This is a genomic window from Salegentibacter sediminis (assembly GCF_002078605.1).
In the GTDB taxonomy this organism is placed as follows: domain Bacteria; phylum Bacteroidota; class Bacteroidia; order Flavobacteriales; family Flavobacteriaceae; genus Salegentibacter; species Salegentibacter sediminis.
In genome coordinates this window covers 338,689-351,505 of sequence record NZ_MSJR01000001.1, presented here as the reverse complement: position 1 = coordinate 351,505, position 12,817 = coordinate 338,689, and the positions used below count along the sequence as shown (strand labels likewise).

The window sequence follows — 12,817 nt, the reverse complement described above, 5'->3', positions numbered from 1 at the left end:
TCTGGTTTTAGTTAAACTTAAAAGGGAAGATCATCTTCATCTTCATCCTGTGCAAAGCTATCATTTTTTGGCTGGCTTTGTGGTTTTTGTGCCTGAGTTTCCTGCGGAGCACTTCCACCTGCCTGGTCCTTGGGTGTTAAAAAGGTGAATTCTGAACAGTGAATCTCTGTGGAATACTTATCATTGCCCTGGTCATCCTGCCATTTACGGGTTTTAATTCGCCCTTCGATATACACCTTATCTCCTTTTTTAAGGTATTTTTCGCAAATCTCAGCAGCTTTATTCCGTACTACAATATTATGCCACTCGGTATTGGTTACCCGTTCTCCGGTGGTTTTATTGGTGTAGGTCTCATTTGTGGCCAACGGAAAACGTCCGAGGGAATTTCCACCTTCAAAATAATGCATTTTCACATCATCCCCTGTGTGCCCTATTAGCATCACTTTGTTTAGCGTACCAGTCATTTTTTTAGTTTTATTTGAACCTCTTCCAGAGGATCTTCCAAGTTTAAAATTATTCTAAAATACTCAAAAATTCTGAGCAGATTAAAATTGAATGAAATAAAAGTTTTAAAACTTCTTTTTTAATAATCCTCAAAGCCCGATTCCTCAAGGAAATTCTGAATTAGAACAGGCACAGGATAATTCTTCACTTTTCCTATTGGAATACCTTCGCTCCCTAAATCCTGAGAGTGAACCATCCAGAAATGTGTATGAATATGCTGATGGGAAAGCTTGTGTACAACCGGTTTTTCATTATATAAAACCACATTACCCGCTGCAACACCGGTTTTCTTCTCAATTTTTTCTTCGGAAATAAAATTTTCAGGACTTGCCGGATCCCGGGTCTCGATGAGCGGAAATTCATAAAGCCCTTCCCAAATTCCCTTCCCCTTGCGCCGCTGAAGCAGAGTTTCGTTATCTTCAGAAGAAAAAACAAGATAATTGAAATAGCGTTTCTTCACTTTCAACTTCTTAAGCTTAACCGGCAACTCTCCAATTTTATTCTTCTTTAAGGCTAAACAACCATTATTAAAAGGACAGGTTTCACACAGCGGATTTCTGGGTTTACATTGTAATGCTCCAAACTCCATAAGCCCCTGATTGAAAAGGGAAGGGTTTTCCCTGTCCAGCAATTCGCCGGCCAGCAATTTAAATTCCTTAATTCCTGCAGTTGAATTTATTGGGGTTTTAATATCGAAATATCGGGAAAGCACCCGGTAAACATTTCCATCAACCACTGGCACGGCTTCATTATAACAAATAGAAGCAATTGCACTTGCCGTGTAATCACCAACTCCTTTAAGTTTTTTGAGTTCCTTATAGTTATCGGGAAAAATACCATTGAGTTCAAAAGCAACATATTTAGCCGTTTCGTGCAAATTACGGGCGCGGGAATAGTACCCTAATCCCTGCCAGAGTTTCAGTACTTTTTCCTGGGAAGCTTCAGCCAGATCTAAAACCCTGGGAAAAGCCTCGATAAAGCGTAAATAATAAGGTAACCCCTGTTCTACCCGTGTTTGCTGTAACATTATTTCACTCAACCAGATACGGTAGGGATCTGCAGATCCTCGCCAGGGTAAATCCCGTTTATTATTTAAATACCAATTAATCAGTATTTTAGAAAAATCCATAGAAATTATTATCGGGTTGCAATATTAAAAGTTTATTCCGTTATTATTTAATGAATTAGGCTTGAAATATTGGAGATTTAATTCTTATATTTGCGCCCTTGAAAAATTAGAAACCCCAATTTATAATATTAAATAGCACGAAAATGACGAAAGCAGATATCGTAGCAAACATTTCAGAAAAACTAGGAATGGAAAAAGGTGATGTTCAGGCTACTATTGAGACCTTCATGGACGAGGTTAAAACTTCACTTGAGAGTGGAGACAACGTATACTTGAGAGGATTTGGAAGCTTTGTTGTTAAAACAAGAGCCGAAAAAACCGGAAGAAACATTTCTAAGAATACAACCATCAAGATTCCAGCTCACAACATTCCGGCTTTTAAACCGGCTAAAATATTTGTTGAAGGCGTTAAGTCTAATGTTGAAGTAAAGTAAACGCCCGCAACAGCAGGCAAAAGAAAATAAGTTATTAATTAAAACCGTACACTATGCCAAGTGGTAAAAAAAGAAAAAGACATAAGGTAGCTACGCACAAGCGTAAAAAAAGAAGAAGAGCTAACCGCCATAAGAAAAAGTAGTTTTCATACTACTTTTTTTGTTTAAAAAGTTCATTGAAATCGAAATCCTATTTCCCGCCCATGGCGGGGGTTAAGGTTTCTTCAGGAATAAAAACCCTGTGAGAAAATAATGTTTAATCCATCCCGATTATTTCGGGACAAAAATCTAAAAGAGTGGACAAAGAATTAATTATCAGGTCCGAATCCTCTGCTGTAGATTTTGCCTTACTAAAAGATGGAAAACTTATTGAACTCAACAAGGAAGAAGACAGCAACAAATTTAATGTTGGCGACATTTTTCTCGCCAAAATTAGAAAAGCTGTACCCGGGTTAAATGCTGCATTTGTAAATGTTGGTTATGAAAAGGATGGTTTTTTGCACTATCACGATCTCGGGCCTCAAATCTCTTCCCAGCTTAAGTTCATCAAACGTGTAAGCACAGGTAAATTAAAAGATTATTCGCTTAAGAATTTTACTTTTGAAAAGGATATTGACAAGAACGGACAAATCACCGATGTTCTTAAGTCAAATCAATCGGTACTGGTTCAGGTTGTAAAAGAACCTATTTCTACCAAAGGCCCCAGGATAAGCTCTGAGCTTTCCATCCCTGGCCGCTATATAGTGCTGGTTCCTTTTTCTAATCGGGTTTCGGTTTCACAAAAGATCGAAAGCAAAGAAGAAAAAGACCGCCTAAAAAGACTGGTAAAAAGCATTAAACCCAAAGGATTCGGGGTTATTGTTAGAACTGTAGCCGAAGGCAAAAAAGTAGCAGAACTGGACAAAGATCTTCAGAATTTAGTTGGTCGCTGGACAGGAATGTGCAAAAAACTGCATAAAGCACCTCACCCTTCAAAAGTACTGGGAGAACTCAACAGAGCCTCTTCCCTGCTTCGGGATATCTTCAACGACACTTTTACTTCTATTATCGTTGATGATGAAACGCTTTATACACAAATTAAAGATTATGTGGGCGAGATTGCCCCAAGTAAAGAATCAATTGTAAAATTATATCAGTCGAATGTTCCAATCTTTGAAAAATACGGTATCGAAAGACAAATAAAAACTACGTTCGGGCGCACCGTCTCTATGAGCAAAGGCGCCTACCTGGTGATAGAACACACCGAAGCAATGCACGTTATAGACGTGAATAGCGGAAACCGTTCTAACAAATCTAAAAACCAGGAAGATACCGCATTAGAGGTGAATATGATAAGCGCCACCGAAATAGCCCGCCAGTTGCGACTTCGCGATATGGGAGGCATAATAGTGGTAGACTTTATCGATATGGGCAAAGCCGAAAATCGCAAGGCCCTCTACGACCACCTTAAAAATGAGATGAGCGACGACCGCGCAAAACACAAGATTTTGCCGCCTAGTAAATTCGGATTGATACAAATTACAAGACAACGCGTACGGCCGGAAATGAATATTAAAACCCGGGAGACTAACCCCAATGGGAGTGGTGAAATTGAGGCACCTATACTTTTAATAAACAAAATAAAAACCGACCTGGAAAAACTCATTAAGAAAGATCACAAAAAGATCACTTTGAGTGCGCACCCATTTATTGCAGCCTTTTTAACCAAAGGCTTTCCATCACCCCGTTCGCAATGGTTTTTAGACCATAAGCGTTGGGTTAAAATTTTACCAAGAGACGCTTACACGTACATGGAGTATCACTTTCACGATAAAGAAGGGAAAGAGATCACAGTTTAAAAAAACGCCTTTCGTTAATTCGAAAGGCGTTTTTTTTATGCCATAAATCAGCTAAAACACTTTTTATTTAGCGTTCAAGTTTCTTTGAATAATTTCCATGGGATTTATACCTGGTGATTTCTCCGGTTTCTGCTCTCTCGAACTCCAGAGTTTCGCCTAATTCCTCATCATCTCTTATTCTCCTAAAGGTATCACCTTCAATATGTTTATAAAAACTCATTGCCTCTGTGGGTGAAGAGGTAGGTAGTCGCATCATTACCAGTTTTTCTCCCCAGGCCCCAATATATACCTCACTCGTCCAGGGGCTACTGTCATAATAACCTACATAATCATCAAGTTTAAGCTCATCTCCAGATTCCTTTTTAGTCTCATCTTTCTCTTCCTCCGTTTCCGTTTTAATCTTGTTTAAAATTGCGTGGATGCCGGTTGCGTATTTTCCAGGATTTGTTCCATTGGCATTAATCAAAACCGCGTAAGTTCGCTTGGAAGCAGGATTAACCAACAGGATAGAGCGATACCCAGGACAGCTACCGCCGTGACTAACCCAGGTAGTACCATCGGGACCTTTACTCACAGCAAACCCCAGTCCCCAGGTGGTCTCCCAGTCTGGGTCTGTCCAGTGCACCCGCTGCATCGTTTTTAATGTTGAAGGTTTTAAAATTTCAGCTTCTGAAGTGTCTCTTAACCTTAATTGCCAGGCACCAAATTTCCCCAGATCTCCCACAGTAGAAGAAAATCCTGCCGCAGCCTGAACTCCCTTTGCATCAAAAAGCTTTAATTTATCCCTTGAACCATCTCTTTTCAAAGGCCCATATCCCACTGCCAGTTGGTCTCCATATTTATCCTCAGGCAGGAAGGGATAGGTGTTATCGAGGCCCAGAGGCTCAAGAATGTTTATTTGAACATATTCTTCATAAGGCAAGCCTGAAACCTCTGCCACTACTTCTCCCAACAGACTTAAGCCCAAATTACTATACTGAAAATAAGTAGAAGATGGGTATAAGGTTTCCTGCTCTGATAGTCCTTCTCTTATTTCTTCAGATTCGGGAAAAGCAAAATCGGGACCTGTCCAATAGGGCAAATTAGATTCCCGGGGTAATCCCGAAGAATGAGTAAGTAAACTCCTTATGGTGATGGGTGCTGTATCTTTAAATTGCTGTTTTAAATCATACCAGGGTAGCACATCTTCTATTTTATCATCCAATCTCAGTTTGCCCTCATCATACAATTTCATCACTGCAACAGAAGTGAAAAGCTTGGAAATAGAACATATACTGCATAAAGTTAACACATCGGCTTGTGTATTATTCCCGGGGTTTGCCAGGCCAAAAGCCCCCGCCCAGATTTTATCCTGGTCTTCGGTTACGCTGGCGATTATTGCAGGGAGCTTTTCATAATCTTTTTGAGCATCTAACCAAACTTCTATGATTTGAATGGCGTCTTCGTAATTTTTCTGCGCATTGACAGAAACTGTAAGCAAAAAGAGGACAGAAAGTAAGAAGTATTTTTTCATATGCCTGGTTTTTATATTGATTCTGTTAAAATAAACCATTCTACGAAATGATAAAAATGAGACTGAAAAATAATTAAGTTTAGTTTTGATTAATTTTGTTTAATATGAAACCCGGACAAACTCATAAATCATATACCGTAAAAGAAGCAACGATCAAACTGATGCAGTTTTGCGCCTACCGTGATCGCTCTCACAAAGAAGTTGAAGAAAAATTAAGGGAAATGAATATGATTCCGGCGGCACAGGAACAGATCATCATGCAATTGATGCAGGAAGATTTTTTAAATGAAGAACGATTTGCCCGCAGTTTCGTACGTGGTAAATTCAGAATAAAAAAATGGGGTAGAAACAAAATCAAGCAGGAACTTAAATTCCGGGAAATTTCCTCTCCCATAGTAAAACTTGCATTAACCGAAATAGAAGAGGATGCCTATTTACAAAGTTTGGAAGACTTAGCTATAAAAAAAGAAAAAACGCTAAATGAAAGTAACCCATTTAAGAAAAAGAAAAAATTAGCCGATTTCCTGCTTCTAAAAGGCTACGAAGCTAACCTTATATACGAAAAAGTAAATTCATTGATTAAATAGGCTAATTATGCCTCTCGGTGCGTTTTATAGCCAGCTTGTTCTTGTAGTCTATCCATTGCTGTCCTTTCCATTTTCTCATATAATTATCAAAGTGACGCATAATAAGCAGGTTATAAACTGCTTTGGAAAAATTGGTTGCATTTCGCGGCAAAGCCCTTAGGCTCATTGAGAAGCCTGGGGTAAGGTAGGTCATCTGGTGCCAATATCCTTCAGGCATATAAAGGCACTCCCCGTGATTGAGCTCGGCGACAAACCCCTTGGCTTTAGCCAGGACCGGGAATTTTTCAAGATCGGGATTATTAAAGTCTATATCTTCCCTTGAGATCAGAGCGTGAGGCACTTTATAAAGGTATTTTGTTTCTGAAGGCGGGAATAAAATACAGCGTTTTTTTCCGTCGAAATGAAAGTGCAGAATATTAGCAAAATCTATATCATAATGCATGAACACCTTGGAATTTTCTCCTCCAAAAAATAAAGTAGGCAATTTCTTTATAAATCGCAGCCCAATATGAGGGAATTTAAAATCCTGTTGAAGCAAGGGCACTTCCTTGAGCAAATGATACAGAAAAATACGGTAATTGGTAGGTCCTGACTTTAACAGATCTATATAATCTGCCATTTTCATTCTGGAATGAGGCTCGTTGAATTTATATTTTGAAGATATAGGCCTGTCATCATAAAGAGGCACTGTTTTATCTCCGGCCACTTCCTTTATATACTGTAAATTCCATTTTTGATAAGCCGGCCAATCTTCTATAAGATGTTCAATCACTACCGGTTTTTGCGGTTTTACATATTTTTCTATAAAATCTTTCCTGGAGATTCTTTTCAGCCTTGGGATTTCAGTTAATTCCAGTTGGTTTTGTGTCTTCATTATTCCTCTTCATTCAATTCCAGCATTCGTTTTCCAATACCCGGTATCTTTTGGGCTAGATAGTTTGGGATTTTAGGTTGCTGCTATGGCATAATACCACGAAAACTAAGTCAACAAGGAAACCTAATCAATCATTGTTTAGTTAATCTTCCACTTCATTTTCATTATCGGGTCTGTCATGCACCACATTATCTCCGGGAGTATTATCGATTTTGCTTTTAAGCACGTGAGTTTTCTTCTGGTATTTTCCCCGAAGATCATCCATTACCGATTTATCCCAAAGTTTCACTCCCATAAAATAGGAGGCTCTACCCACTAAATGCGCACTTACAGGTGCAGTAAGCAGCACAAATAGTATAATTACAAGAGCTCTGGAGGTTGTTGAAAGATCGTTAAAATAAATTGCTGAAGAAATCAACAAGAGTCCAACCCCCAAAGTAGCTGCCTTGGTGGTTACCGAAATTCTAAGATAGGTATCCGGCATCCTTACCATGCCAATAGCAGCAAGCAGGATAAACAAGGTTCCTAAAGTTATTAATATGACTATTATTATTGAAATCATTTCTTTCGGTTTCTTTTTTCAATGAAGTAAGAAAATGCCACAGTACTTAAAAACGCAATAAGTGCAAGGATCATCGCTGTATCCATAAAGGTAGATCTTCCATGAACAATACTGTAAACAGCTATAATCCCAATTCCTGTAGTTATCAAAAGATCAAGGGCTATAATCTTATCGACTATGCTCGGACCTTTAAAAAACCTGTAAAATATCAACAGGATAGAAAAAGCCAGAACAGGCAGTATTACATAATATATATAGTCGTTTAACGTCATTTCTTAAAAATATCCAATAAGCGTTTTTCAAAACCATTTTTAATCCCCTGTATAAACTCTTCCTTATCTGTGATGTACATAGCGTGTACAAAAAGTACTTTCTTGTCATTAGAAACATCCAGACTAAGGGTACCAGGGGTAAGTGAGATCATATTGGCAAGCAGGGTTATTCCAATATCAGATTGTATGTCCAGAGGTACTTTAACGATCCCGGGTTTCATTTTTAAATTTGGGGTACTCACCTCATATGCAACCTGTAAATTTGCTTTTACCAGTTCAATCAAAAAATAAAACACGAAGGCTATCAATTTCGGAACCAGCGTAAAGTAATTATATTTTCTCTTTTCCCTGCTTATTACCCAAAGTATGAAAAAGCTAAGCACAAAACCGAAAATATAATTGTTAAATGCAAAATCACCGGTTAGTGCAACCCAGATGAAAGTAAGTAATAAGTTTCCGACGAACCTGCTTTTCATTATTTGGGATTTTGAGCATTATTAAACACGGCATCAATATATAATTGTTTATCCATAAGCTCCTGCGCCACTCGCGATGAAAGAATCTGGATATTTTCAGCACCAAAACCAATGTACAGGGAAACAAAACTTAAAAAAACTATGGGTACTACAAAACCAAGTTTTCGGTATTTTCCCATTTTATGAAAGTAATCAAATTTCTTTCTTTTTGGAATTTCCCCCGGGTTTTTCCAAAAGACCTCTGCCCAAAGTTTAGCAATTACCACAAGGGTTATAAAACTGGCAAAAATAATGCCTGCCAACCCCCAGTAACTTTGGGTATCAAAACTTGCTGTTATCAGTGAAATTTTAGGCCAGAACCCAGACAGGGGAGGAATACCTACAAGCGAGAACAATGGGATAAAAATTAGAAGGCTCAATTTTGGGTAATTGCTGTAAAAACCGCCCAGAGCCCGCATACTGCTCGAACCTTTTATCCTGTAAATAAGTCCGCTAACCATGAATAGGTTGGTTTTAACAATAATATCATGAATGAGATAGAAAATTGCACCCGCAATGGCAACTTCGGTAAACATTCCCAAACCAAGAATCATATAGCCTATATGACAAATTATAAGGTAGGAGAAGACCTTTTTAATATTGTTTTGAACAAGGGCACCCACCCCTCCACTAAACAGCGTTAAAATCGCTATGACCAACAGGATTTCATCCAGGAAGGCATCCCCGACAAAAATGAGGCTGAAGACCCTGATGAGAGCATACACCCCCACTTTGGTTAGCAAGCCTCCGAATATTGCTGAAACTGCTGATGGCGGGGTATGATAAGAAGCAGGCAACCAGAAATAAAGCGGAAAAACCGCTGCTTTTATTCCGAAACCGATAAGGAATAATACTGCAGTGATCTGCACTAAAGCACGGTTTTCAATCTCGGAAACTTTTATAGCAAGATCGGCCATATTTAAACTTCCCGTCAAACCATACAGTACTGCAATGGCAGTAAGAAAGATCATTGATGCCAGGAAATTAAGGGTAAAGTATTTTACGGCACCTTCCAGCTGGGCCTTTTCCCCACCCAGGGTAATTAAAACAAAGGAACTTATAATAATAATCTCAAACCAAACGTACAGGTTAAAGATGTCTCCAGTTAGAAAAGCCCCATTGAGGCCGAGCAATAAAAAGTGAAAAATTGGAAAATACCCAAACCGTAATCTGTCCGGAATCATCGCCGAAGATGAAAATATCGAAACCGCCAGCCCGGCAATTGCGGTAAGCAATACCAGGGTAATCGCAAGCGAGTCGGCAATAAAAGTTATTCCAAAAGGCGCCTCCCAGCTTCCGGCCTGCAGGGTTTGTGTCCCGTTATTCCAGATAAAGCTGAAAACAAAAATCGTTAATCCAAGGTGCAGGATACTTCCTAAAATACTAATGACCCTCTGTGCATTAATCCTGTACCAGAAAAACATTAAAAGAATGCTTAATAGCAGTTGCAGCAGTAACGGATATAGAATTAACTGTTGTGTCATGAATCTTCGTCGGTTGCGTTCATTTCGTCAAGGTCGTCTGTCTTTACTACTTTATGCGCTCTTTTTACAAGGATAATAGCAAAAGACTGTAATCCAAAACTAATTACGATAGCTGTTAATATAAGTGCCTGTGGAACAGGGTCGGCATAGGCTTCAAGAAAAACTTTGGATTCTTCGGGAATAATCGGGGGAGCTCCCTCTGATATTCTTCCAAGAAGAAAGATTAGGAGGTTAGCACCATTACCCAGCAAAATAATTCCAATAATAAGTTTAACAAGGCTTCGGCGCAGAATCATATAAATACCCGCGGCATAAAGCACCCCTATTATTATTGCAAAAAGTATTTCCATAAATTAAGCCGATTCTGATATTGTAAATATTATGGTTAAGGTGACTCCCACCACCACAAGGTATACCCCAATATCAAAAAAGAGGGCAGACCCAACATTCCCTATTACGGGAAAAGGATCAGGGAACCACAGGCCAGTCATAAACGGATCATCCAGGCCTACCACCGGGGCAATTCCGCTCATAAAAGCCAGCCCCAAACCTACGGGCATCAAAAATCCAGGATGTATCTTAAGCAAATCCTTTGATTTATCAAGCCCGTTAGCAAATGCATGCAATACAAAGGCTATAGCCGCAATAAGACCTCCAACAAAACCACCGCCAGGCAAATAATGCCCACGAAGGAGAATAAATACGGAAAACACCAACAATACCGGCAGGAGGTAATTAGATGCTGTTTTTAATATTAATGTCTTCATTTTTATATCTTTTAGTTAGGCCTGTCTGAACTTTTTACACGTAATTTCAGCAAGCCATATACCCCAATCGCTGCAATTGCGAGCACCGAAATTTCTATCAAGGTATCTGTCCCCCTAAAGTCCACCAGGATAACATTCACCACATTCTTTCCATGTGCCATTAAATAGGCATTTTTAGCATAAAAATCTCCAATATCACTATTAACCGGTTCAGCTAAAACCTGTAAAGCTAAAAGGCTAATTAATCCTCCAAAAGTAAGAGACAGAATTCCATCGCGAATCCTCATCTTATAGTCTGATAACACGAGGTATTTAGGCAACCTGTAAAGTACCAGTACAAAAAGAATAACGGTGAGGGTATCGATAGAGAACTGGGTCATGGCGAGATCGGGAGCGCTGTAAAAAACAAAAAGTAAACAAATTGCGAGCCCAACCACCCCCATCGCCGCCACCGCTCCAATACGGGACCGGGTAAAGACCGTATAGAATACGCCTCCAATAAGAATTATTGTAACGGCAAGTTCGTAGGCAGTTATCTGAGATAATTGTGTGTGATCTATTACAAGACGTGAGTTTCCGATAAAGATATAGCCCACCAGAATCACCAGAAAAAGTACAATGGTAGTTACGTAGTTCCGGAGATATCCATTTTGGAAAACATTTGTCCAGAATTTGGAAAATACGGCAAAAAAGTAAGTTAGTTTTTTCAGAATGCTTTCAGGAGAAACAGGTTCTAATTTGCCAATCCGGTTTTCAAGTTTTTCTGAAGGCTTCAGAAATAAATAAAGCAGGATCCCTACTACAATTGTAATAATACTTAATATCAGGACAGTATTAAAGCCGTGCCATAAAGCCAGGTGGATATCGGAAGCATCCTTACTCAATGCCGTAACTACTGGTTTTACAAGGGACGACTCAATAAGGGCCGGGAATATTCCGAATACAATTCCCAGGATTGCTAACAGCAATGGCGGCACCCACATCAATGGGCCAGGCATTTTAACTTCTGAAAATTTTTCGGGTAATTTCCCTGTAAAAGGCTTTATTCCGGCAACAAATCCGGCATAAAGTAGTAGAATTTTAGTCAAAACAATAGCCGCAACGATTACAATCACCAGGCCTGTGGAATGTGTACTGGCCTCATAAGTGAGTTCTTTCCCGAGGAAACCGATACTTGGTGGGATTCCGGCACTGGAAATGGCGGCGAGAATACCTGCTACAGCTACTGGCATCATTACTTTTCGCAAACCTGCCAGGACAGTTACATTTCGCGTGCCAGACTGCAGGTCTATAACCCCAGTCACCAGGAATAAAGTGGCCTTATAAAGCGCGTGTACTATTATAAATACTGCAGCAGCCAGAAAAGCTCCCTGACTTCCAAGGCCTATCAAAAACACCAAAATACCAAGAGCCGAAATGGTTGAGTAGGCAAGTACTCCTTTAAGATCGGTACGAAATAAAGTATGAACTGCTGAATACAACATGGTTATAGCCCCCACACTAATAAGCGTGGTGTTCCAGAAATTGGTATCCCCCAACACAGGCGTGAAGCGCATTAATAAATAAACCCCGGCTTTTACCATAGTTGCCGAGTGCAAATAAGTAGACACCGGTGTTGGAGCCTTCATCGCCCCGGGTAACCAGAAATGAAATGGGAATTGTGCAGATTTTGTGAAAGCAGCGCCGAAAATAAAAATCACGGCAAGAATATAAAACTCATGTCCCGCAAGCGCCTCCTTCATGCTGAGCATCTCGGTAATGCTGTAAGTACCAGCCATACTACCGAGTAACAGGGCGCCGGCCAGTAAAGAAAAACCACCAAATCCCGTGATTCCTAAAGCGGTAAGCGCAGATTTTCTGGAAGCCTCACTGGTGTTGTTAAACCCAATAAGAAAGAAAGAACTTATACTGGTAAGTTCCCAGAAAACAAACATAGAAATAATGTTATCTGAAAGCACCAGACCTAACATAGCCCCCATAAAGACGCTCAAATAGGCGTAAAAACGATCAAGATACTGATGATTTTTTAAATATGTTGAGGTATAAACGTACACCAAAAACCCAATCCCGGTGATCATAAGGGAGAAAAGCAGGGAAAGCCCGTCTAAACTAAACCCCAGATTTACTCCAAAGGAAGGCACCCATTCGTAAGTTCTTCTTATCACCTCTCCTGAAGAAATCCTCGGAATAAATGAAGCGAAATAGATGAATAGTGATAAAGGGATTATTGAAGAAACAACAGCCAGTTTACCTTTAAAAAATTTCCCAGCAAAAACCAGGAACAGCGCAAATAAAAAACCTAAAAGTATAGCTGTTAGCATATTTTTTTACAAAATTC

Annotated in this window: 14 protein-coding genes; 3 read left to right on the top strand and 11 right to left on the bottom strand. The window is 39.5% G+C overall.

Going from position 1 to position 12,817, the window contains the following annotated elements; genetic code table 11:
* Positions 1-17: 17 nt before the first annotated feature.
* Both BUW93_RS01660 and mutY read right to left on the bottom strand, forming a co-directional pair.
* Positions 18-464 (bottom strand): single-stranded DNA-binding protein, encoded by a 447-nt coding sequence (locus BUW93_RS01660; RefSeq protein ID WP_081208555.1) that lies wholly within the window; start codon positions 462-464, stop codon positions 18-20.
* A 119-nt stretch (positions 465-583) separates the two neighbouring features.
* On the bottom strand, positions 584-1,633 hold the full coding sequence (gene mutY / locus BUW93_RS01655) for an A/G-specific adenine glycosylase (RefSeq protein ID WP_081208553.1): 1,050 nt from the start codon (positions 1,631-1,633) through the stop codon (positions 584-586).
* A 125-nt stretch (positions 1,634-1,758) separates the two neighbouring features.
* Here mutY and BUW93_RS01650 point away from each other — a divergent pair, with 125 nt between their 5' ends.
* Positions 1,759-2,067, top strand: a complete 309-nt coding sequence (locus BUW93_RS01650; RefSeq protein WP_262506692.1) for an HU family DNA-binding protein — start codon at positions 1,759-1,761, stop codon at positions 2,065-2,067.
* Between the two features lie 296 nt (positions 2,068-2,363).
* Positions 2,364-3,905 (top strand): Rne/Rng family ribonuclease, encoded by a 1,542-nt coding sequence (locus BUW93_RS01645; protein WP_081208549.1) that lies wholly within the window; start codon positions 2,364-2,366, stop codon positions 3,903-3,905.
* Positions 3,906-3,972: 67 nt separating this feature from the next.
* Here the strand turns inward: BUW93_RS01645 and BUW93_RS01640 are convergent, their stop codons facing one another.
* The gene (locus tag BUW93_RS01640) at positions 3,973-5,418 is read right to left on the bottom strand and encodes a serine hydrolase (protein WP_198536967.1); all 1,446 of its coding nucleotides are present in this window, start codon (positions 5,416-5,418) and stop codon (positions 3,973-3,975) included.
* 104 nt (positions 5,419-5,522) lie between these two features.
* Between BUW93_RS01640 and BUW93_RS01635 the strand changes: the two genes are divergently transcribed.
* Positions 5,523-6,005, top strand: coding sequence for a regulatory protein RecX (locus BUW93_RS01635; protein WP_081208545.1), 483 nt, complete (start codon positions 5,523-5,525; stop codon positions 6,003-6,005).
* Between the two features lies 1 nt (position 6,006).
* Here BUW93_RS01635 and BUW93_RS01630 read toward each other — a convergent pair whose 3' ends face one another.
* The 8 genes from BUW93_RS01630 to BUW93_RS01595 form a co-directional block, all read right to left on the bottom strand.
* The gene (locus tag BUW93_RS01630; protein WP_081208543.1) at positions 6,007-6,879 is read right to left on the bottom strand and encodes a cupin-like domain-containing protein; all 873 of its coding nucleotides are present in this window, start codon (positions 6,877-6,879) and stop codon (positions 6,007-6,009) included.
* Positions 6,880-7,021: 142 nt separating this feature from the next.
* Positions 7,022-7,441, bottom strand: coding sequence for a monovalent cation/H(+) antiporter subunit G (gene mnhG / locus BUW93_RS01625; RefSeq protein WP_081208541.1), 420 nt, complete (start codon positions 7,439-7,441; stop codon positions 7,022-7,024).
* Positions 7,438-7,713 carry a cation:proton antiporter gene (locus BUW93_RS01620; RefSeq protein WP_081208539.1) on the bottom strand — a complete coding sequence of 92 codons (276 nt, stop codon included), beginning with the start codon at positions 7,711-7,713 and terminating at the stop codon, positions 7,438-7,440. The genes mnhG and BUW93_RS01620 overlap by 4 nt, the downstream gene beginning before the upstream one ends.
* Positions 7,710-8,189 carry a Na+/H+ antiporter subunit E gene (locus tag BUW93_RS01615; RefSeq protein ID WP_081208537.1) on the bottom strand — a complete coding sequence of 160 codons (480 nt, stop codon included), beginning with the start codon at positions 8,187-8,189 and terminating at the stop codon, positions 7,710-7,712. The genes BUW93_RS01620 and BUW93_RS01615 overlap by 4 nt, the downstream gene beginning before the upstream one ends.
* Complete coding sequence (locus BUW93_RS01610; RefSeq protein WP_081208535.1) at positions 8,189-9,712, bottom strand: proton-conducting transporter transmembrane domain-containing protein; 1,524 nt, start codon at positions 9,710-9,712, stop codon at positions 8,189-8,191. The genes BUW93_RS01615 and BUW93_RS01610 overlap by 1 nt, the downstream gene beginning before the upstream one ends.
* On the bottom strand, positions 9,709-10,062 hold the full coding sequence (locus BUW93_RS01605; protein ID WP_081208533.1) for a Na+/H+ antiporter subunit C: 354 nt from the start codon (positions 10,060-10,062) through the stop codon (positions 9,709-9,711). Before BUW93_RS01605 ends, BUW93_RS01610 begins: the two co-directional genes overlap by 4 nt.
* A gap of 3 nt (positions 10,063-10,065) precedes the next feature.
* Positions 10,066-10,479 carry a Na+/H+ antiporter subunit B gene (locus BUW93_RS01600; RefSeq protein ID WP_081208531.1) on the bottom strand — a complete coding sequence of 138 codons (414 nt, stop codon included), beginning with the start codon at positions 10,477-10,479 and terminating at the stop codon, positions 10,066-10,068.
* Between the two features lie 11 nt (positions 10,480-10,490).
* A complete protein-coding gene (locus tag BUW93_RS01595; RefSeq protein ID WP_081208529.1) occupies positions 10,491-12,800 on the bottom strand; it encodes a putative monovalent cation/H+ antiporter subunit A in 2,310 nt (769 codons plus the stop codon).
* Positions 12,801-12,817 lie beyond the last annotated feature (17 nt).